Source organism: Methylobacterium sp. Ger2507, assembly GCF_055231875.1.
On the sequence record NZ_JBUYVC010000001.1, the window covers coordinates 3,512,796 to 3,533,297 of the forward strand.

Below are 20,502 nucleotides of genomic sequence, written 5' to 3' on the forward strand. Positions count from 1 at the left end.
CCCGCCGAACTGCTCTGCTAGCAACGAAGCAAGGCCCGGCGGGAGATCGGGCTGCCCTGGAGGAGTACGGCGCCCGTGAACACAGTGACCACCTGGAATCAGGTCTACGATCCGTTCGGAAGTCCCTGGCTCTCGACCCTGGCGGCCTCGCTGCCGGTCATCGCCCTCCTCGGCATGATCGCGAGCGGCAAGGTGCAGGCACATATCGCCGCCGTGCTCTCCCTCGTGCTGGCCTTCTGTGTCGCCGTCTTCCTGTTCGGCATGCCGGCGGATCTGGCCACCCGCGCCTCCGCCTACGGCGTGGCGCTCGGCCTGTTCCCCATCGGCTGGATCATCCTGAACGTCATCTTCCTCTATCGCCTGACGGTGGAGAAGGGCTGGTTCGCGACCCTGCAGCAATCGGTGGCGGGCATCACCACGGACCGGCGCATCCAGCTCCTGCTGGTGGCCTTCGCCTTCGGCGCCTTCTTCGAAGGCGCGGGCGGCTTCGGCACCCCGGTGGCGGTGACGGGCGCGATCCTGATCGGCCTCGGCTTCTCGCCGCTGGCGGCGTCGGGCCTCTCGCTCATCGCCAACACGGCGCCGGTGGCCTACGGCGCCCTCGGCGCGCCCATCCAGGGCCTCGCCTCGGTGACGGGCTACGATCCCTACATCCTCGGCGCCATGATTGGCCGGCAGCTGCCGTTCTTCTCGATCATCGTGCCGTTCTGGCTGATCTGGGTGTTCGCGGGCTTCCGCGGCATGATCAAGATCTGGCCGCCGATTCTGGTCTGCGGCGGTTCGTTCGCGGCGGCCCAGTTCCTGATCTCGAACTACGTGAACCCCTGGATCGTCGACATCGGCGCCTCCCTCATCTCGATGGCCGCCCTGGTGGCCTTCCTCAAGGTCTGGCAGCCGAAGGAGATCTGGACCTCCCCGGCGCTGCGCGGCAACGACCCGTCGATCGGCTACGTCAACGGGGGCCGTCCGGTCTCCCTCGGCGCCGCCGTGCCCGGCGACCTGCCGAAGGTCGATCTGGGCGGCCGCACCGCGACCTCCCGCGAGATCATGATGGCCTGGGTTCCGTGGATCATCCTCTCGGTGATCGTGGCGATCTGGGGCACCGGCTGGTTCAAGGGCATCGTCAACCCGCTCTTCACCTGGAAGTACGAGGTCCCGGGCCTGCACAACGTCATCATGAAGGTGCCGCCGGTGGTGGCCAAGGCGCACCCGGAAGCGGCCGTCTTCTCCTTCACCTACATGTCCTACACCGGCACCGGCGTGCTCTTCGCCGCGATCATCTCCGGCCTGATCATGCGCTTCTCGCCCTGGCGCCTGGTGACGGCCTACCTCGAGACGATCTGGGTCCTGCGCTACTCGCTCATCACCATCGCGGCGATGCTGGCCCTCGGCGTGCTCACCCGCTACGCCGGCGTCGACGCCACCCTGGGTCTCGCCTTCGCGGGCACCGGCATCCTCTACCCGTTCTTCGGCACGCTGCTCGGCTGGCTCGGCGTCGCCCTGACCGGTTCGGACACGGCCTCGAACGTGCTCTTCGGCGGCCTGCAGAAGATCACCTCGGAGCAGCTCGGCCTGTCGGGCATCCTCATGGCCTCGGCGAACTCGTCGGGCGGCGTGATGGGCAAGATGATCGACGCCCAGTCGATCGTCGTCGCCTCCACCGCCACCGGCTATTTCGGCCAGGAGGGCAAGATCCTGCGCTTCGTGTTCTGGCACTCGATCGTGCTGGCCTGCCTCGTCGGCTGCCTGGTGATGCTGCAGGCCTACGTGCATCCCTTCAGCGCGATGGTGATCCACCCCTAGGCGTCACCCGCCCGACACCCTGACGACAGAGCCCGCCCCGGAAATGTCCGGGGCGGGTTTTTTTTATGCCGGTGCCCGCCCCGGAAATGTCCGGGCGGGTTTTTTCCATGCCGGTGCCTGCCCCGGAGACGATCCGGGGCAGGTTTTTCGGTGAGGGTACCCGGCGGCGCGCGATGCCGCTTGTGTCCCGGGCCGCGCGGGCGCAAATCCGGGGCATGTTCTTCCGCAAGCTCGCCTCGCGCTACAGCCTCGCGAACCTCAAGCCCGTCGAGACGGCCCGGCTGCGGCTCGCGCCGCTGGTGCCGTCCGATGCCGAGGCCGTGCGGGCGCTGACCGACGACCCGGCCATCACCGGCGTGGTCGATTTCCTGCCGACGCCCTTCACCCTCCAGGACGCGCGCCGGCTGATCGGCCCGGCCAAGGTGACCAAGGATTGCTTCCTCGGGGCACGGCTGCGGTCGGACGGCGCCCTCGCGGCGGTGATCGGCCTGCACCTGCGCGGCGACCATGCCGCCGAGGTCGGCTACTGGGTCGGCGGCGCGGCCCGGGGGCAGGGGCTCGGCACCGAGGCGGTCACCGCCGCCGTGGGCCTGCTGCGGGAGCGCTTCCCCCATCGCTTCATCATCGCCCAGTGCCGTCCCGAAAACGCGGCCTCGGCCGGTCTCCTGCGCAAGGTCGGATTCCGCGACACCGGCGATGCGGGCGAATTGCCCGGACGCCGGATCTTCACGTTCGCGCCGGCGTGACGGGGGCGGAAGCGAGCGGAGCGGACGTGACCGGGGCCGGCAGATCCGACGCCCTCCGGCGATAGATGATGAGCGTGGCGAGGAGTCCGCAGGCGCCGCCGAGGGCGAGCCACAGGCCGGGCGCCGCCTTGTTGCCCGTCTCCGCGATGAGCCAGGTGGCGATCAGCGGCGTCATCCCGCCGAACAGCGCGGTCGCCAGGGAATAGGCCAGGGAGAACCCGGCCGTGCGCACCTCCGGCGGCACGATTTCGGTGAGCGCCACCACCATGGCGCCGTTGTAGCCGCCATAGAGGAAGGACAGCCACAGCAGCACTGCCAGCATGGTCTCGAAGCTCGGATGCGCCACGAGCCAGGCCAGCGCCGGGTAGGCGGTGACGAGGGTCAGCCCCGAGAACAGCAGCAGGATCGGACGCCGCCCGATCCGGTCGGAGAGCGCCCCCATCACGGGGAGCCAGAACAGGTTCGAGACCGCGACGCAGAAGGTGACGATCAGGCTGTCGGTGTCGGAGAGGCGGAGGACGTTCTTGCCGAAAGTCGGCGTGTAGACCGTGATCGCGTAGAACGCGATCGTGGTCATGGCCACCATCAGCATCCCGAGCCCGACGATCCGCCAGTTGCGGGCCAGGGTCCGCAGCACCGCGCCCACCGGCGGGTGGACCTTGCGGGCGCGGAAGGCGGAGGTCTCCTGCAGCGAGCGCCGGATGTAGAACAGGAACGGCACCAGGAGGCAGCCGATCAGGAAAGGGATGCGCCAGCCCCAGGCGCCCATCTCGGCCGGCATCAACAGGCGGTTGAGGGCGTAGCCGATGGCGGCCGCCGCCATGATCGCCACCTGCTGGCTGCCCGATTGCCAGGCGACGTAGAAGCCCTGGCGGCCGGGCGGCGCCAGTTCGGCGAGGTAGACCGAGACGCCGCCGAGTTCGACACCGGCGGAGAAGCCCTGGAGCAGGCGGCCGATCAGCACCAGGACCGGCGCCGCGAGGCCGATGCTGGCGTAATCGGGCACCAGGGCGATCAGGATGGTGCCCGCGGCCATGATCGACAGGGTGACGATCAGGCCCTTGCGGCGGCCGACGCGGTCGACATAGGCCCCGAGCAGCACGGCTCCGAGGGGCCGCATGAGGAAGCCGGCCCCGAAGGTCATGAAGGTCAGCATCAGCGCGGCGACGTCGCTCTCGCTCGGGAAGAACGCCTTGGCGATGTAGGTGGCGTAGAACCCGAAGGCGAAGAAGTCGAACATCTCCAGGAAGTTGCCGCTCGTCACCCGCAGGACGGTAGAGGCCCGGGAGCCGCCCTGGTCGTGATCCGGATGGCTCGCCATCGGAGGTCCTTGCCTGATACGCCCGGCCCTGGGCCGTTCATCCCAGGGTGGGCATGTTTTTTCGCGAGCGCTAGGGCCGGCGGGGTCACAAGGGTTTCCAAAGGTTTCAATGCGGCCGGCGTGTTCGGGACGCCGCAGCGGGACCCTACTCGGCCGCGATCCGCGCCGCGCCCTGTCCCATCCAGGCCGCCAGGTCGGCGCGGGCCCGGTCGGTCAGCGCCTTCTTCTTGGCCACCGCCTTCTCCGGCCCCTTCAGGCGCTTGCCGCCTTCGCCCTTCGGGGCGTGATCGAGGGGTGGGAACAGGCCGAAATTCACGTTCATCGGCTGGAACGAGCGCGGGGTGCCGACGTCCTCGGCCGCGATGTGGCCGCCGGTGATGTGGCCGATCAGGGCGCCGAGTGCCGTGGTGGCGGGCAGCGGTTCGAGGGTGTGGCCCTGCGCCTCGGCGACCGCGAAGCGGCCGGCCATCAGCCCGATGGCGGCGCTCTCGACATAGCCCTCGCAGCCGGTGATCTGGCCGGCGAAGCGCAAGCTCGGCCGCGCCCGCAGCCGCAGGGTCGCGTCGAGGAGGCGGGGGCTGTCGAGATAGGTGTTGCGGTGGAGGCCGCCGAGCCGCGCGAACTCGGCGTTCTCGAGGCCGGGAATCGTGCGGAACACCCGGACCTGCTCGGAATAGGTCAGCTTCGTCTGGAAGCCGACCATGTTGTAGAGCGTGCCGAGCGCGTTGTCCTGGCGCAGCTGGACGATGGCGCAGGCCTTCACGGTGGGGTCGTGCGGGTTGGTGAGGCCGACCGGCTTCATCGGGCCGTGGCGCAGGGTCTCGGGGCCGCGCTCGGCCATGACCTCGATCGGCAGGCAGCCGTCGAAGTAGGGGGTCGAGGCCTCCCACTCCTTGAACCCGATTTTTTCACCCTCGACGAGCGCCTGGATGAACCGGTCGTACTGCTCGCGGTTCATCGGGCAGTTGATGTAGTCGGCGCCGGTGCCGCCGGGCCCGACCTTGTCGTAGCGCGACTGGAACCAGGCCTTGCCCATGTCGATCGAGTCGCGGTGCACGATGGGGGCGATCGCGTCGAAGAAGGCCAGCGACTCGGCGCCGGTCAGTTCGCGGATGCCCTGCGCCAGCGACGGGGCGGTGAGGGGACCGGTGGCGATGATGGTGCGGCCCCAGGATTCGGGCGGCAGGCCCTCGACCTCCTCGCGCACGATGGTGATGCGCGGATGCGCCTCGATCGCGGCGGTGACGGCCCTGGCGAACCCCTCGCGGTCGACGGCGAGCGCTCCGCCGGCCGGGACCTGATGCGCGTCGGCCGCGCGCAGGATCAGCGAACCGAGGGTCCGCATCTCCTGGTGCAGGAGCCCGACCGCGTTGCCGTTGGCATCGTCCGAGCGGAACGAGTTCGAGCACACCAGTTCGGCGAAGTCGGAGCCGTGATGGGCCTCGGTGCCCCGCACCGGGCGCATCTCGTGGAGCACCACGTCGTGGCCGCTCTCGGCGATCTGCCAGGCGGCCTCCGACCCGGCGAGACCGCCGCCGACGATATGGATGGGCAAGGAGTCCGCGCTGTCCGTCATCGCCACGGGATAGACCCGCCCGACCCTCGGATCAATGGAGCTGGGGGGAGGCCAAAAAGCGCTCGCGGTCGGAGGAGGTCACCGAGAGCTTGAGCGGCTTGCCGTCGCGCTGGATCGTCAGGGGCACCCGCACCCCGGCCTCGCCGAGCGCCCAGACCTGACGGAAGAAGCCCGCGAGGTCGGCCACCGGCTCGCCCGCCACCGCCACGATGACGTCGCCCGGGCGCAGGTCCGCCGCCTCGGCCGGGCCATCGTCGGCGAGCCCCATCACCACCACGGCCTCCTCGCCGTCGCTGGCGTAGAGGCCGAGCCAGGGGCGCACCGGCCGGTCGACCCGCCCGCGGGTGGTGAGGTCGTCGAGGATCGGCGGCAGCAGGTCGATCGGCACGATCATGTTGATGGTCTTCGGCCCGGCCGTGCTGCCCTGCTGCAATTGCAGCGAGCCGATGCCGAGGAGGGACCCGTCCGGCCCGATCAGCGCGGCGCCGCCCCAGTGCGGGTGCGAGGGCGCGGTGAACAGGGCCTCGTCGAGGACGTATTCCCAGTAGCCAGCGAATTCCTGGCGGGCGACGATCTCGACCGCGAGGCTGCGCGCGCGTCCGCCGACCCCGGCCATCACCGCCCGGTCGCCGATCTTGACGGGTGCGGAGCGCCCGAGCTTCAGCGGCTTGATCCTGAGGTCCCCCAGCGCCTGGACGAGGCCGAAGCCGGTCACCGCGTCGAAGCCGACCACGTGGCCGGGCACGGAGCGCCCGTCATGGGTGGTGAGCCAGACGGACTCGGCCTCCGTCACCAGGTACCCGATGGTGAGGACGAGGCCGTCCTCGCCGATGACGACGCCGTTGCCGGCCCGCTCGGTGCCGAGGGTCTCGGCGGTGAAGGCCTCCGGCGGCACCCGCGTCGAGAGCGCCACGATGGCGGTGAGCGCCTGCTCGAGGTCGTAGCCGTAATCGGCGGCCTTGGGCTGGGCGGATGCGGGAATCTTCCAGTCTCCGGGCGAGGCCATGGGAGCGTCTTTCCTGCCGTCGTGTCGTGTCGATGAGACCGGAGATAGGTCGCCGGCTCGAATTTCGACAGTCTGGAGCGACGTTGCAACCGCTCAATGCGCGGCGCGCAGCACCTTTCCGGGATTCAGCAGCCCCTGCGGGTCGAGGGCCTGCTTGATCCGGCGGGCCAGCGCCATCTCCTCCGGGCGCCGGTGGCGGACGAGTTCGTTGACCCGGTACTGCCCGATGCCGTGCTCGGCGGAGATGCTGCCCCCGAATCGCGCCACCGCGTCGTGGACGATGCGGTTGATGGCCTCCGGGCCGTGCTCGGGGCCGATGAGCACGTTGTAGTGGATGTTGCCGTCGCCCATGTGGCCGAAGATGTTCGGCCGGGTGCCGGGCGCGCCCGCACGCAGCGCCGCGCCCGCCGCCGCCAGGAAGTCCGGGATCGCCGGGATCGGCACCGAGACGTCGTGCTTGACGCTCTTGCCGGCCCGGGCCTCGGCCTCGGTGATGTGCTCGCGCAGGGCCCAGAGGCCGGCTGCCTGTGGGCCGGATTCGGCCAGCACGCCGTCGGTGGCGTCGCCCCGCTCCAGGGCCTCGCCCAGCAGCGTCTCCACCGCCTCGCGCAGGCCGGGCAGGCTCGAACCCGCCTCCATCAGCACGGTCCAGTCCGCGGCGGCGATGGGGCTCGCCAGGCCGGCATGCTCGGCCACCAGCGCCAGGGACTCGCCCGCGATCAGCTCGAAGGCCTGGATGGTGTCGCCCAGCGCGTCCTGGGCCGCGCGCAGGAGGCGCAGGGCGGCGGCCGGGTCCGGCACCGCCAGGAGCGCCGTGGCGGTGTGGCGCGGGCGCGGCACGAGGCGCAGGATCGCGGCCGTGACGATGCCCAGCGTGCCCTCGCTGCCGATGAAGAGCTGCTTCCAGTCGTAGCCCGCATTGTCCTTGCGCAGGGCGCGCAGGCCGTCGACCACGGTCCCGTCGGCCAGCACCACCTCGAGCCCGAGGACGAGGTTGCGGGTCATGCCGTAGCGCACGACGTTGATGCCGCCCGCGTTGGTGGCGATGATGCCGCCCAGCATGGCCGAGCCCTCCGCCGCGAGGCTGACGGGCAGGAGCCGGCCCTGCGCCTCCGCCGCGTCCTGCGCCACCTTGAGGATGCAGCCGGCCTCCGCCTCCAGGGTGAGGCCGAGGGGATCGACCTGGCGGATCGCGCTCATGCGGGCGAGCGAGAGCACCACCTGGCCGCCGGAGGCGTCCGGGGTTGCGCCGCCCGCAAGGCCGGTATGTCCCCCCTGGGGCACCACCGCGACGCCGGCCGCGTGGCAGGCCGCCATCACGGCCGAGACCTCGGCGGTGGTGGCGGGGCGCGCCACCGCCGCCGGCCGGCCCGGGAACAGGCCCCGCCAATCGACCGCGTAGGGCGCGAGATCGTCCGCGGCGGTGAGCAGACCGCCCCGGCCGAGGCAGGAATCCAGCCGGCCGAGGAGATCGGCGGGCAGGGTGGTCGGGCTCATCAGCAGGCTCATGGGCGGCCTCCTCGTGCGGGGGCCCGGGCCGGGCCGCCTGTCCGAAAACGGGTCGCCCCGGCATCCCGACGGCGGCGGCCCGGGTCAAGGGGGCGGCCTGACAATCGCCGCCGATGCTCAAGGCCGGGCCTTGACCGTCCCGGCGAACTGGCCTCTCACACGGCCCATTCGGGCGCTGGCGCCACGGGCCCGACCGCGTCGCGCGGCCCGACGGGTCCGGCGTCCCATCCGCCCGACACGGGCGCGAGATCCGAGAAGAACACGACCATGGCCGAACGACTCTCCTTCCCGAAGGACAAGATCCGCGTCCTGCTGCTCGAAGGCATCAACGACAGCGCCGCCGAGCTCTTCGCCGCCGCCGGCTACACCAACGTCGTGCGGGTGGCCAAGGCCCTGGACCGCGAGGCCCTGCACGAGGCCCTGAAGGGCACCCACATCCTCGGCATCCGCTCGCGCACGCAGCTCGACGCGGCGGCCCTGGCCCATGGCGAGCGCCTGCTGGCGGTGGGCTGCTTCTCGGTGGGCACCAACCAGGTCGATCTCGAGGCCGCGCGCCACCGCGGCATCCCGGTCTTCAACGCGCCCTACTCCAACACCCGCTCGGTGGCCGAGCTCGTCATCGGCGAGATCGTGATGCTGCTGCGCCGGATCGTGCCGCGCTCGGTGGGCGCCCATGCGGGCGCGTGGGACAAGTCGGCCACGGGCTCGCAGGAGGTGCGCGGCAAGACGCTGGGCATCGTCGGCTACGGCAATATCGGCTCGCAGCTCTCGACCCTGGCCGAGGCAATGGGCATGCGGGTGGTGTTCTACGACCAGACCGACAAGCTGCGCCACGGCAACACCGAGCCCACCGACAGCCTGGAGACCCTGCTGGCCCAGAGCGACGTGGTCTCCCTCCACGTGCCGGAGACGCCCGAGACCCACAACATGATCGGCGAGGCCGAGATCCGGGCGATGAAGCCCGGCGCCTTCCTGATCAACAACGCCCGCGGCACCGTGGTGGATCTCGACGCCCTGGCCGGTGCCCTGCGCGACGGCCACCTGCGGGGGGCCGCCGTCGACGTGTTCCCGGTGGAGCCGGGCTCCAACCAGGAGCGCTTCGTCAGCCCGCTCCAGGGCCTGCCCAACGTGATCCTGACGCCGCATATCGGCGGCTCGACGGAGGAGGCGCAGGAGCGCATCGGCTCGGAAGTCGCGCGCAAGCTCGTCGATTATTCCGATATCGGCTCGACGGTGGGCACCGTGAACTTCCCGCAGGTGCAGCTGCCCGCCCGCCCCACCGGCACGCGCCTGATCCACGTCCAGCGCAACATCCCGGGCATGCTGGGGCGCCTCAACGACACCTTCGCCCGGCGCGGGGTCAACATCGCGGCGCAGTTCTACCAGACCGACGGCGAGGTCGGTTACGTGGTGGTGGAGACCGACGTGACCGATGCCGACGCCGAGAGCCTGCTGGAGGAGATCCGGGCGCTCGACGGCACGATCCGGGCGCGTCTGCTCTACGAGCGCCGCTGACGGCGAGGCCGTTTCGCCCGGCCTGACCGAATATCCCCATCGATCGCGCGGTCGGCGACGGCGTCCGGTGGCGCGCGGCGCCGACCTCGATTAACTGATGCGGGCGCGATTGTGCGGATCGCACCGAATCGATCCGAGGCCGCGCCGTCGTGCAGGGGACAACCCGCGCCCGGGAAGAGGATGCCCAGCCGTTGCGTGCCAGCCCCCTGCGTGATGGTGCCGTCGCGGACGATCCCTCGCGCACCGACGTCGCCCTCGCGGACCTGATCGCCGATATCGCCCGGCGCGACGCAACCGCCCTGCGGACCCTCTATGATCGGACGGCGCCGAAACTTTTGGGGGTGATCCTGCGTATCCAGACCGATCGCGGCATGGCCGAGGACGTGCTGCAGGAGGTGTATCTGCGGGTCTGGCAGAAGGCCGCCTCCTACAGCCCGGCGGCCGGGCGACCCCTGGCCTGGCTGTGCTCCATCGCGCGCAACCGCGCCATCGACGGGGTGCGGCGGCGCCAGGAGGTCCAGGGGCCGGTCACCGAGGACGGGGAGGATTGGGTGGAGCGTCTGGTCGATCCCCACGACAGCGAGGGCACGATCCTGGGACGCGATGCCCTGCGGGCCTGTCTCGGCCGGCTCGAGGCGATGCACCGCGACTGCATCGTGCTGGCCTATTGCGAGGGCCAGTCCCGCGAGGACCTCGCCCTGCGCTACGACCGGCCCGTGAGCACCATCAAGACCTGGCTGCATCGCGGTCTCGCGACCCTGCGCGGCTGCCTGGACGGTGTCGCATGACCCCCGATCCGGACGAGCGCGACCTGCGCCTCGCCGAGTACGTGCTCGGCACCCTGCCGCCGGCCGAACGGGCCGCGGTGGACCTCGAACTCGCGGTCGACCCGACCGCCCGGGCGGCGCGGGAGGCCTGGGAGCGTCGCCTGGCGCCCCTCGCCCTCGCGGCGCCCGAGGTTCCGCCGGGGCCGGAGGTGTGGCCGGCGATCGCCCGGGCCGTGGCCGGCGATGGGCCGGGACACCGCGCCGCCGCCGCAAACGACGACCGCATCGGCGCCCTGCAGGGCGCGGTGTGGCGCTGGCGCCTCGCCGCCGGCACGGCGGCCGCCCTGGCGGCCGGGCTGGCCCTGTTCATCGCCGTGGGCGAGCCGCGCCCGGGCGATGGGGACGGGCGCTACATCGCCGTGGTCAACAGCGGCGGCGAGGCCCCCGCGCTCCTCGTCAGCATCGACACCCGGGCCGGGACCGCCCGCGTACGCCCGGTCGGCGCGCAGGCGCCCGCGGGGCACAGCCTCGAACTCTGGTATGTCGGCGCGGGAGAACCGCCGAAGACCCTCGGGCTCGTCGGATCGGACGCGAAGGGCCTGATTCTGCCGGCCAAGGCCGACGCCCTGGCGGGCGGCACCTTCGCGGTCTCGGTCGAGCCGGAGGGGGGCTCCCCCACCGGCCTGCCGACCGGGCCGGTGGTGTATTCGGGCAAGCTGATTCGCGAATAGGCCTGATTCGCGAGGCGGCGCCGGCGACCCGGAGGGACCGGTCGCCCGGCCTCACCCCAGCAGCTTGTCCAGGGTGACCGGGATGTCGCGCACCCGCACGCCGGTGGCGTGCCAGACCGCGTTGGCGATGGCGCCGGCGGTGCCGGTGATGCCGATCTCGCCGACCCCCTTGATGCCCAGCGGGTTCACGTGCGGATCGTGTTCCTCCACCAGGATCGCCTCCATCGCGGGCACGTCGGCATTCACCGGGATGTGGTACTCGGCCAGGTTCCCGTTCATCACCCGGCCCGAGCGCGGATCGAGCACCGCGTGCTCGTGCAGGGCCAGGGACACGCCCCAGATCATGCCGCCGTAATATTGGCTGCGCACGAGGTGCGGGTTGACGATGCGCCCGGCCGCGAAAGCGCCGACGAGGCGCGTCACCCGGATCTGGCCCAAGTCCGGATCGACCTTCACCTCCGCGTAGACCGCCCCGTGCGCGTGCATCGCGTAGGCTTTTCGCGAAGCGGGGTCGCCCGCGCCCGCGCCCTTGGCCTCGACCGAGGCCTTGCCGGCTCGGCCCAGGATTTCGGAGAAGGCTTCCGAGCGGGCGGGGTCGTCGTTGCGGGCGAGGCGTCCGTCGCGGGCGGTGACGCCGGCATTGCCGGCGCCGTAGAGGGGCGAGGCCGGGTCGTTGACGGCCAGGTCCGCGAGTTCGGCGATCGCCGCCTGCGCGGCGTTGTGGACCGCCGTGCCGCCCGTGGCGGTGCCGGTGGAGCCGCCTGCCAGCCCGCCGTTCGGCAGGTTCGAATCGCCGATGCGCAGCGCGACCTGGGCGATGGGCAGTCCGAGGCCGTCGGCGCCGATCTGCGCCAGCACCGTCCAGGCGCCCTGGCCCATGTCCTGGGCGGCGGTTTCGATCAGGGCCGTGCCATCGGCCCGGATCGTGGCCCGGGCCTCGCCCTGCATCATCCCGGCCGGGTAGGTGGCGGTGCCGAGCCCCCAGCCCACCAGCAGCCCGTCGGCGTCGCGCATCTGGCGCGGCTGGCGCGGGCGCGCGGCCCAGCCGAAGCGTGCCGCGCCTTGGGCGTAGCATTCGCGCAGCGCCTTCGAGGAGAACGGCCGATGGGTGATCGGCTCGACCTCGGCGTAGTTACGCAGGCGAATCTCGAGCGGATCGAGGTCGAGTTCGAGCGCCAGCTCATCCAGCGCGCTCTCCACCGCGACGCTGCCCGAGGCTTCGCCGGGAGCCCGCATGAAGATCGGAGTGCCGATATCGGCCCGGGAGACCGCGTGCGTGGTCGCGATCGCGCCCGCCGCGTAGAGGTGGCGCGAGAGGATGCCGGAGGGCTCGACGAAGTCGTCGTGCCGGCTCGTCAGGGTCAGGGTGTGGTGGTCGAGGGCCGTGAGCGTCCCGTCCCGCGATGCGCCGAGCCTCAGGGTCTGGCGGGTGGCGGCGCGGTGGCCGACCGGGCCGAACATCTGCTCGCGCCGCGTCACCAGCTTGACCGGGCGTCCCACCATCTTGGCCGCCATGATCCCGAGGATCTGCGGCGCGGCGATGAAGCCCTTCGAGCCGAAGCCGCCGCCGAGATAGTGGCAGACCACGTGGATGTTCTCCGGCGGGATGCCGAACAGGTCGGCGATCCGGCCCTTGGCGATCCAGAGGGCCTGGGTCGGGGTGTGGAGGGTCAGGCGGTCGCCGTCCCATTCCGCCACGCAGGAATGGGGTTCGAGGGCGTTGTGATACTGCGCCGCCGTGTCGTAGGTGGCCGCGATCCGCGTCTCCGCCGCCGCCAGGCCGGCGGCCAGATCGCCGGACCCCTCGTCGGTGGCCGAGCCGGCCCCGATGGTGTCGGGGCTGAAGATCTCGCCGGCTCCGAGGGCGACGCTGACCGGCTCCGCCTCGTAGCGGGGCGCCAGCAGGGCGGCACCCTCGGTGGCCGCTTCCAGCGTCTCGGCGATCACCACCGCGATGGGCTGGTTGGCGTAGCGCACGCCGTCGTTCTGCAGCAGGTCGAGGCGGAAGGTGAACGGATTGTCCTTGTGGTCCGGCGACTTGGCGAGCGCCGGCGCATTGTCCGGCGTCATCACGGCGATCACGCCGGGATGGGCCTGCGCCGCCGCGACGTCGCGATGCGTGACCCGGCCGCGCGCGATCGAACTCACTGCCATCACCGCGTGGGCCAAGCCCTCGGGCTTGAAATCCGCGCTGTAGCGGGCCGCACCCGTGACCTTGTCGGGGCCGTCGCGCCGGGTGAGCGGCTGGCCGATGGAGGCGCCGTGGCGCTGACGCTCAGGCATGGGCGGAGACTCCGGCCGAAGGGGTGGCGAAGGGACTGGCCGGGAGCGCGGGCACGCGATCCGGGGTGCCGGCAACGGCCAGGGTGAGGGCGCGCACGACGATGCGGCGGGCAAGCTCGATCTTGTAGGCGTTGTCGCCCGAGGGTTTGGCGTCGGCCAGAGCGGCCTCGGCCGCCCTGGCGAAAATCTCGGACGTGGGGGCCGCGCCGGCGAGCAGGTGTTCCGCCTCGCGGGCGCGCCAGGGCTTCAGGGCGACGCTGCCGAGGGCGATGCGGCCTTCCGCGATCCGGTCCCCGTCGAGGCGCAGGCCGACGGCCGCCGACACCACCGCGAAGGCATAGGAGGTGCGCTCGCGGACCTTGAGGTAGCGGCTGTGGCCGGCGAAGGTTTCGGCCTCTGCCGGCAGGGTGACGGCGACGACGAGGTCGCCGGGCTCCAGCACCGTCTCGCGCTCCGGGTGGTCGCCCGGCAGGCGGTGGAACGCGTCCAGGGGCACGCTGCGGGGACCGGCCGGCCCCTCGATCTCCACGACGGCGTCGAGGGCGGCCAGCGGCACGCAGAAATCCGACGGGTGGGTGGCGATGCAGTGCTGGCTCCAGCCGAGCACCGCGTGGGCACGGGTGACGCCGCCCTGCGCGTCGCAGCCGGTGCCGGGGTCGCGCTTGTTGCAGGCGCTGGCGGTGTCGGTGAAATACGCGCAGCGGGTCCGCTGCAGCACGTTGCCGGCGGTGGTGGCGGCGTTGCGGAGCTGGCCCGAGGCCCCCGAGAGCAGGGCTTCGGCGAGCGCCGGGTAGCGCCGGGCGATGACCGGATCGTGCGCCAGGGTGGCGTTGCGCACCAGGGCGCCGATCCGTGTCGTGCCGTCGGCGCGGCGCTCGATCCGGTCGAGGCCGGGCAGCCGGGTGATGTCCACGAGGGTGTCGGGGCGGGTGACGCCGCCCTTCATCAGGTCGACGAGGTTGGTGCCGGCGGCGAGGTAGGCGGCACCGGGCCGGCCGGCGGCCGCGACCGCCTCGTCGACGCTGGACGGGCGGAGATAGTCGAAGGCCTTCACGCCGCATCCTCCGCGATCTGGCGGCCGGGCAGGACGTCCGGCCCGGTCATCTGCGCGTGGGCCGTCAGCACGGCTTGCGTGATGCCCGCATAGGCGCCGCAGCGGCAGAGATTCCCGCTCATGCCCTCGCGCACCCGCTCGGGGTCGCCCCCGGTCTGGCCCTCCTGGATCAGGCCGACCGCGCTGAGGATCTGGCCCGGCGTGCAGAAGCCGCACTGGAAGCCGTCATGCTCCAGGAAGGCGGCCTGGACGGGATGCAGGGCCTCGTTCTGCGCCAATCCCTCGATGGTGGTGATCGCCGCCCCGTCGTGGCTGACGGCCAGCGCCAGGCAGGAATTCACCCGCACCCCGTCGATCAGGATGGTGCAGGCCCCGCACTGGCCCCGGTCGCAGCCCTTCTTGGCCCCGGTGAGGTCGAGGCGCTCGCGCAGCAGATCGAGGAGGGTGACCCGCGCATCCTCCAGGACGATGCTGCGGGCCGTGCCGTTCACGGTCAGCGTGATGGGAAAGCTCATGCCGGGCTGTCTCCGCCGTGGCCTGTCTGGAACCGATCCAGATAGAACCGCCGGGGTTCCCGACCAGGGGGCGTGGTCAGGCGGGCGTGGTCAAGGGGGGCGTGGGCAAGGGAGGCGCTGTCAGCGCGGGGCCGCCCCCTCGGCCGGTTTCCCCTGAGCGTCTTTGCTCTCGGTCTCCTTGCGCTTCAGGATCGCCTGCATCTGCGCGATCTCGGTGTCCTGGGCCTTGACGATGCTCTCGGCCAGCGCGCGCACTTCCGGGTCCTTGGAGTATTGCAGGGCGACCCGGGCCATGGCGATGGCGCCGGCATGATGCGGAATCATGCCGGCGGCGAAGTCGCGGTCGACGTCGCCGGAATAACGGATCTCCATGTCGCCGTGCATCCGCATGGCGGCGTTCTGGAACGCCTTGGTGGAGGGCGAGACCCCAGTCCCGGCCTTGGCCCCAGCTTTAACCGCGCCAGCCGGCTTTGCCGGGTGGGTGTGGCCCGGCGTGCCGTGGGCGTGGTCGTGCCAGTCGTCGTGATGATGATCTTCGTGGGCCGGGGCGGTGCCCGCCAGGGCGAGGAGGGCGAGGGCGGCGAGGACGGCAGTCGCGGTCTTCATGGGGTTCGTCTCCGGGGATTCAGAAGAGGGACGGGGCGGGGGCGCCCGGGGCGGGGTGGGGAGCCGGGGCCTGCGCCGCCTGCAGCCGGGCGAAGGCGCCCCGGCCGAAGCGCAGGACGAGGACGGGGGTGAGCGCCGCGTCGAGCAGGGTGGCGCTGAACAGGCCGCCGAAGATCGTCACGGCGACGGGATGGAGGATTTCCTTGCCGGGCGCCGTGCCGTCGACCAGCAGCGGCACCAGGGCGATGCCGGCCGCCAGCGCCGTCATCAGCACCGGCACCAGCCGCTCGTTGCTGGCGCGCAGCACCAGGGCCGGGCCGAAGGGCAGGCCCTCGCTCAGCCCGAGATTGAGGATGTGGCTGATCTTCAGGATGCCGTTGCGGGCGACGATGCCGGTGAGCGTCACGAAGCCGATCATCGAGGCGACCGACAGGGGCAGCCCCGCGATGAACAGGGCCGCGACGCTGCCGATCAGCGCCAGGGGCACGTTGCCCATGACGATGAGGGCCAGCACGCCGGAGCGGTAGCGGCTCGCCAGCAGGGCGAAGACCAGGGCCAGCGAGACGAGGCTGAGGAGCCCGATGGTGCGGGTCGCCTCCCCCTGCGCCTGGAACGCGCCCTCCAGGCTCGGGGTGATGCCCTGGGGCAGGGTGGTCCGCGCCAGGATCTCCGCCATGGCGGCGGCCACGGCCGAGCCGTCGGCGCCGGCCCGGGTGTTGGCCTGGATCACCAGCCTGCGCCGCCCGTTCTCGCGAAGGATCTGGTTGGGGCCGTCGCGCTCGGCGATGTCGGCCAGCGCGTGGGCCGGGACCCAGCCGGTGGGCGTCTCGATCAGGAGTTCGCGCAGGGCCGCCACCGAGCGGCCGGATTCCGGCAGGCGCAGGGTGACGTCGTAGCGGCGCAGGCCGTCCACCAGGGTGGAGACCACCCGGCCGTTGGCGAGGCGGCTCACCGCCTCGACCACGGCGCCGGGGGCGACGCCATAGAGGGCGGCCCGTCCGGAATCGACCCGGACCTCGAGCTGCGGGATGCGGACCTGCTTCTCGATGGCGAGATCGGTGATGCCGGGGATCGTCTCGAACGCGCTCTTGAGGGCTTCGGCCGTGCGGCGCAGGCCGTCGAGGTCCTCGCCGAACAGCTTGAGGGCGATCTCGGCCCGGACGCCGGACAGCATGTGGTCGAGGCGGTGCGAGATCGGCTGGCCGACATTGACCGAGACCGGCAGCACTCCGAGGCGGGCCCGCAGCTCCGCCACGACGGCCTCGCGCGATCGCCCGCGGGCCTGATTCCTCGCCTGATTCCCCGCCTGATTCCCGGTCCTGATCCCGATCTCCAGGTCGGTGGAGTGGACGCCCTCGGCATGCTCGTCGAGTTCGGCCCGGCCGGTGCGGCGCCCGACCCGGTCCACCTCCGGGATGTCGAGGACGAGACCTTCGGCGATGGCGCCGATCCGGCTCGATTCGGCGAGCGAGATGCCCGGCGTGAAGGCGAGGTTGACGGTGAACGAGCCCTCGTTGAACGGGGGCAGGAAGGCCCGCGGCAGGGTGGTGGCGGCATAGGCCGCCGCGCCGACGCCGATCACGGCCGCCGCCATCACGGTGCGCTGGTGGCCGAAGGCGAAGGCCACCAGCCGCCCGTTGCCGGCTTTCAGCCAGCGGATCAGCCGGCCCTCCGGCGCCTCCAGGGTCTTCAGGCCAGGGAGCAGCCAGGAGGCGAGGGCGGGTGTCAGGGTGAGCGAGACGAGAAGGCTCGACAGGATCGCGATGATGTAGGCCTGCCCCAGCGGCGCGAAGAGCCGGCCCTCGATGCCCGACAGGGCGAAGAGCGGCACGAAGACGAGGCAGATGATCGCGGTGGCGTAGACGATGCCGGAGCGGACCTCGTTGGAGGCCGCCACGATCACCGCGAAGGACGAGCGCGGCGCGCCGTCCTGTCGGTTCTCGCGCAGGCGCCGCAGGATGTTCTCCACATCCACCACCGCGTCGTCGACGAGTTCGCCGATGGCGATGGCCAGCCCACCGAGGGTCATCGTGTTGATGGAGAGCCCGAGGGCGGAGAAGATCGCCGCCGTGGCGAGGATCGAGACCGGGATCGCGGTGAGCGAGATCAGGGTGGTGCGGGCGTTCATCAGGAAGGCGAACAGCACCACGGCGACCACCGCGACCGCTTCGAGCAGCACCTGCACCACGTTGTGCAGGGAGGTCTCGATGAAATCCGCTTGCCGGAACAGGATCTTCTGCGCCGCGATGCCGGGCGGCAGGCTGGGGGCGAGGTCGGCGAGCGCCGCCTCCACGGTCCGGGTCAGCCGCACGGTATCGACCCCCGGTTGCTTCTCCACCGAGACGATGACGGCGGGTTTGCCCATGTAGCCGCCATCGCCGCGCCGGGGCCGGGGAGCGAAATCCACCTCCGCTACCTGGCGCAGGTAGACCGGCCCTGCGGGCGTGGCCACCACGAGGTTGCGAAGGTCGTCGAGGTCGATGGTCCGGCCGATGGCGCGGATCAGCACCTCGCGGGCACCCGCATCGGTGAAGCCGCCGCCCGCATTGGTGCCGAAGCCCTCCAGCGCCTGGGTCATCGCCGCGTGGGTGACGCCCAGCGCCCGCATGGCGGCGGGGTTCGGCGCCACCCGGAACTGGCGTACCTCGCCGCCGATGGGAATGACCTGGGCCACGCCCGGGATCGACAGGAGCCGGGGCCGGAGGGTGAAGTCGGCGGTCTCGCGCAGCTGCATCGGCGTCGCGGTCTCGGAGGTCACCGCCACCAGCAGGATGCCGCCCATGATCGACGAGACCGGCCCCATCTGGGGCATCACGTTGGCGGGCAGTTCGGTGCGGGCCAGCGCGAGGCGCTCGGCCACGAACTGGCGGGCGCGGTAGAGGTCGGCGTCCCAGGCGAACTCCACCGTGACGATGGACAGGCCGATGCCCGAGACCGAGCGCACCCGGGTGACGCCGGGAAGCCCGTTCATCCGGGTCTCGATCGGGTAGGTGACGCGCTGCTCCACCTCCGGGGGGGCGAGCCCCTCGGCCTCCGTCATCACCGTCACGGTGGGGCGGTTGAGGTCGGGCAGCACGTCGACGGGCAGGCGGGTCAGGGCCAGGAGCCCGGTCAGCACCAGGGCGGCGGCGAGCGCCACCACGAGCAGGCGGTTGCGCAGGGACTGCGCGACGATGGTCTCGAACATCGGGGCCTCAGCGGATCTGGTCGAGAAGTTCGGCGCCCTGGACGACGACCCGGCGCCCGGCCGTGATCCCGTCCTCCACCAGCATCCGGTCGGCATCCAGCGGCGCCACCCGCACCGGGCGGCCCAGGAAGCGTTCGGCGCTGACGTGCTCGTAGACGAGGCTGCCGCCCTCGGCCCGCACGATGCCGGAGCGCGCCACCGGCAGGCCGGGGCGGGCGCTGCCGACGGGCGCCAGCACGGTGACGAACTGGCCGAGGCGCAAGCTCTTGATGTCGCCCTTCCCGTCTCCCTCGACAGCGAATTGCACGGGCACCGCCTGGTTGCGGTCGGCCAGGCCCGTGCCCCGATAGGCGAGCTGCAGGGTGCCGCCGTCCCCCAGCCGCGCCGTGGCCCGGCTGCCCTCGGCCAAAGCTTCGAAGCTCAGGGCCTCGACCCAGAGCCTGGCCGGATCGACGATGCGGTAGACCACCGTGCCGGGCGCCGCCATGGCGCCCGCCACCGCATTGGTCTCGGCGATGATGCCGTCGACCGGCGCCACCAGAGCTTCCGGCTCGCGCCGGACGGCGTCGAGGGCGGCACGGCGGTCGCGCAGGCCGCCGAGTTCCGAGCGGGCATCGTCGAGCTGGGTCTGCGCCACCGCGCCGGTGGTGGAGAGCCGCTCGAAGCGGGTCACGCGCCGCTCCAGGATGGCGATCTGCTGGTCGAGTTCGCCCTGGCGCTGGCGCATGTCGGAGACGTCCACCGCCTGGACCGGCGGGGTCACGGTGGCGAGCACGTCCCCGCGCTTCACCCGCGTGCCGAGGCGGGGAAAGCCGCTCTCGGGCGGTGCCAGGCGGCCGCCGACCGAGGATTGCGCCACGCCGCTGGCATTGGGGTCGGGGATGATCCGCCCCGGCAGTTCGGCGCTGCGCGTGACGGATCGCTCGGCCGTGAGGCCGGTGCGCAGCGCCAGCAGGCGCTGGAGCGATTTCGGCACGAAGACCGAGCCGTCGGGCAGGCGCCGCGCGCGCTCCATCAGGACGCCGCCGCTCAGCATGGCCGGCGTGACGGGCGTGTCCGTCTCAGGCCCCTCGGCATGACCCTCATGCGCGAGGGCCGTGCCGACCGGGACCAGAACCAGGGCCGCCGCGCCCGCGAGGAGCGCTGCGAAGAGAACGGCGAAGAGAACGGCGACGAGAACCGCGAGGATCTGTCCGGAGCGGCGGCGGCGCGCCAGGGCGAAGACGCCGAGACCGAGGGATATTCCGAGCCACGCCAGGAAGCCGCCGGCCGCGAGGGCGGCCGGGTGCTGCCCGGCGAGGCGGCCCGCCAGGGCCATCGCGGCAGCCGTGGGGCCGGACGCCTTTGGGTCGGACATCTTCCTTGGGTCGGACGTCTTTAAGTCGGACGCTTTGGGGCCGAACGCCGCGGGTGTGCCCGCCGCGGGGGGACCGGCCGGCGCGGGCAGGTCGAGATCGAGGTTGAGGACGTCGGTGCGGCCCTCGGACGAGACCCCGACCACGAGGTCGTGGTGCGGCTCGGAGGCCAGCCAGGGGGCCGCGAGCCGGTAGGTCCCCGGCGCGGCTGCGACGGCTTTGCGCCTCCCCTCCGGCGTCATGACGGCGACGGTCGCTTCCGCGACCGGGGCGTTGGTCGCCAGGGCATCGACATAGAGCACGAGGTCGGTGCCCTGCACCACGACGACGAGTTCGAAGCGCTCGGAGACGCTCTCCGCCCGCGGAAGGGCCGCGGCCGGGACCGGGGCGGCCTCAGCGCCGTGATCATGGCCCTCATGGGCGATGGCGGGGCCGGGCAGGATCAGCAGGAGGAGGGCGCACAGAAGGGCGGGCACGCGCAGGGCGGCCGCGATGGAACGGGACATGGACCAGGGTTCTTTCGACCAG

15 protein-coding genes are annotated in these 20,502 nt (G+C 72.0%); 5 read left to right on the forward strand and 10 right to left on the reverse strand.

What is annotated here, in order from left to right:
• Positions 1 to 84: 84 nt before the first annotated feature.
• Together ACV7NL_RS16190 and ACV7NL_RS16195 are read left to right on the forward strand one after the other, a co-directional pair.
• Positions 85 to 1,803, forward strand: coding sequence for an L-lactate permease (locus ACV7NL_RS16190; protein ID WP_056181313.1), 1,719 nt, complete (start codon positions 85 to 87; stop codon positions 1,801 to 1,803).
• Positions 1,804 to 2,018: 215 nt separating this feature from the next.
• On the forward strand, positions 2,019 to 2,549 hold the full coding sequence (locus ACV7NL_RS16195) for a GNAT family N-acetyltransferase (protein ID WP_056181316.1): 531 nt from the start codon (positions 2,019 to 2,021) through the stop codon (positions 2,547 to 2,549).
• Here ACV7NL_RS16195 and tcuC read toward each other — a convergent pair.
• The 4 genes from tcuC to ACV7NL_RS16215 all read right to left on the reverse strand — a co-directional run bounded on the left by tcuC (position 2,530) and on the right by ACV7NL_RS16215 (position 7,949).
• Positions 2,530 to 3,870: a tricarballylate/proton symporter TcuC gene (gene tcuC / locus ACV7NL_RS16200; RefSeq protein WP_463356219.1), complete on the reverse strand. Its 1,341-nt coding sequence runs from the start codon at positions 3,868 to 3,870 to the stop codon at positions 2,530 to 2,532. The genes ACV7NL_RS16195 and tcuC overlap by 20 nt on opposite strands.
• A gap of 145 nt (positions 3,871 to 4,015) precedes the next feature.
• Positions 4,016 to 5,446 carry a methylenetetrahydrofolate--tRNA-(uracil(54)-C(5))-methyltransferase (FADH(2)-oxidizing) TrmFO gene (gene trmFO / locus ACV7NL_RS16205; protein ID WP_056184935.1) on the reverse strand — a complete coding sequence of 477 codons (1,431 nt, stop codon included), beginning with the start codon at positions 5,444 to 5,446 and terminating at the stop codon, positions 4,016 to 4,018.
• 31 nt (positions 5,447 to 5,477) lie between these two features.
• Entirely contained in the window at positions 5,478 to 6,452 is a 975-nt protein-coding gene (locus tag ACV7NL_RS16210) for a S1C family serine protease (RefSeq protein WP_056184932.1), read from the reverse strand.
• A 93-nt stretch (positions 6,453 to 6,545) separates the two neighbouring features.
• The gene (locus ACV7NL_RS16215) at positions 6,546 to 7,949 is read right to left on the reverse strand and encodes an FAD-binding oxidoreductase (RefSeq protein ID WP_463357144.1); all 1,404 of its coding nucleotides are present in this window, start codon (positions 7,947 to 7,949) and stop codon (positions 6,546 to 6,548) included.
• A 279-nt stretch (positions 7,950 to 8,228) separates the two neighbouring features.
• Between ACV7NL_RS16215 and serA the strand changes: the two genes are divergently transcribed.
• The 3 genes from serA to ACV7NL_RS16230 all read left to right on the forward strand — a co-directional run bounded on the left by serA (position 8,229) and on the right by ACV7NL_RS16230 (position 10,974).
• Positions 8,229 to 9,476, forward strand: a complete 1,248-nt coding sequence (serA, locus tag ACV7NL_RS16220) for a phosphoglycerate dehydrogenase (protein WP_056184929.1) — start codon at positions 8,229 to 8,231, stop codon at positions 9,474 to 9,476.
• A 191-nt stretch (positions 9,477 to 9,667) separates the two neighbouring features.
• Positions 9,668 to 10,264 (forward strand): sigma-70 family RNA polymerase sigma factor, encoded by a 597-nt coding sequence (locus tag ACV7NL_RS16225; protein WP_463356220.1) that lies wholly within the window; start codon positions 9,668 to 9,670, stop codon positions 10,262 to 10,264.
• Positions 10,261 to 10,974, forward strand: coding sequence for an anti-sigma factor (locus ACV7NL_RS16230; RefSeq protein WP_056184926.1), 714 nt, complete (start codon positions 10,261 to 10,263; stop codon positions 10,972 to 10,974). Before ACV7NL_RS16225 ends, ACV7NL_RS16230 begins: the two co-directional genes overlap by 4 nt.
• 51 nt (positions 10,975 to 11,025) lie before the next feature.
• Here ACV7NL_RS16230 and ACV7NL_RS16235 read toward each other — a convergent pair whose 3' ends face one another.
• From ACV7NL_RS16235 to ACV7NL_RS16260, 6 genes are all read right to left on the reverse strand, one after another.
• Positions 11,026 to 13,257 (reverse strand): xanthine dehydrogenase family protein molybdopterin-binding subunit, encoded by a 2,232-nt coding sequence (locus ACV7NL_RS16235; RefSeq protein ID WP_463356221.1) that lies wholly within the window; start codon positions 13,255 to 13,257, stop codon positions 11,026 to 11,028.
• Positions 13,250 to 14,311: an FAD binding domain-containing protein gene (locus tag ACV7NL_RS16240; protein ID WP_463356222.1), complete on the reverse strand. Its 1,062-nt coding sequence runs from the start codon at positions 14,309 to 14,311 to the stop codon at positions 13,250 to 13,252. Before ACV7NL_RS16240 ends, ACV7NL_RS16235 begins: the two co-directional genes overlap by 8 nt.
• The gene (locus ACV7NL_RS16245) at positions 14,308 to 14,826 is read right to left on the reverse strand and encodes a (2Fe-2S)-binding protein (RefSeq protein WP_056184915.1); all 519 of its coding nucleotides are present in this window, start codon (positions 14,824 to 14,826) and stop codon (positions 14,308 to 14,310) included. The genes ACV7NL_RS16240 and ACV7NL_RS16245 overlap by 4 nt, the downstream gene beginning before the upstream one ends.
• Positions 14,827 to 14,946: 120 nt before the next feature.
• Positions 14,947 to 15,432, reverse strand: a complete 486-nt coding sequence (gene copM, locus ACV7NL_RS16250) for a CopM family metallochaperone (protein WP_463356223.1) — start codon at positions 15,430 to 15,432, stop codon at positions 14,947 to 14,949.
• A gap of 19 nt (positions 15,433 to 15,451) precedes the next feature.
• Positions 15,452 to 18,619, reverse strand: a complete 3,168-nt coding sequence (locus ACV7NL_RS16255; RefSeq protein ID WP_463356224.1) for an efflux RND transporter permease subunit — start codon at positions 18,617 to 18,619, stop codon at positions 15,452 to 15,454.
• Positions 18,620 to 18,626: 7 nt separating this feature from the next.
• Positions 18,627 to 20,480, reverse strand: coding sequence for an HlyD family efflux transporter periplasmic adaptor subunit (locus ACV7NL_RS16260; protein WP_463356225.1), 1,854 nt, complete (start codon positions 20,478 to 20,480; stop codon positions 18,627 to 18,629).
• Positions 20,481 to 20,502 lie beyond the last annotated feature (22 nt).

Coding starts and splice junctions, on each gene's coding strand:
- ACV7NL_RS16195 (WP_056181316.1), top strand. CDS start 2,019: ATGTTCTTCCGCAAGCTCGCCTCGCGCTACAGCCTCGCGAACCTCAAG.
- tcuC (WP_463356219.1), bottom strand. CDS start 3,870: ATGGCGAGCCATCCGGATCACGACCAGGGCGGCTCCCGGGCCTCTACC.
- trmFO (WP_056184935.1), bottom strand. CDS start 5,446: ATGACGGACAGCGCGGACTCCTTGCCCATCCATATCGTCGGCGGCGGT.
- ACV7NL_RS16210 (WP_056184932.1), bottom strand. CDS start 6,452: ATGGCCTCGCCCGGAGACTGGAAGATTCCCGCATCCGCCCAGCCCAAG.
- ACV7NL_RS16215 (WP_463357144.1), bottom strand. CDS start 7,949: ATGAGCCCGACCACCCTGCCCGCCGATCTCCTCGGCCGGCTGGATTCC.
- serA (WP_056184929.1), top strand. CDS start 8,229: ATGGCCGAACGACTCTCCTTCCCGAAGGACAAGATCCGCGTCCTGCTG.
- ACV7NL_RS16230 (WP_056184926.1), top strand. CDS start 10,261: ATGACCCCCGATCCGGACGAGCGCGACCTGCGCCTCGCCGAGTACGTG.
- ACV7NL_RS16235 (WP_463356221.1), bottom strand. CDS start 13,257: ATGCCTGAGCGTCAGCGCCACGGCGCCTCCATCGGCCAGCCGCTCACC.
- ACV7NL_RS16245 (WP_056184915.1), bottom strand. CDS start 14,826: ATGAGCTTTCCCATCACGCTGACCGTGAACGGCACGGCCCGCAGCATC.
- copM (WP_463356223.1), bottom strand. CDS start 15,432: ATGAAGACCGCGACTGCCGTCCTCGCCGCCCTCGCCCTCCTCGCCCTG.
- ACV7NL_RS16255 (WP_463356224.1), bottom strand. CDS start 18,619: ATGTTCGAGACCATCGTCGCGCAGTCCCTGCGCAACCGCCTGCTCGTG.
- ACV7NL_RS16260 (WP_463356225.1), bottom strand. CDS start 20,480: ATGTCCCGTTCCATCGCGGCCGCCCTGCGCGTGCCCGCCCTTCTGTGC.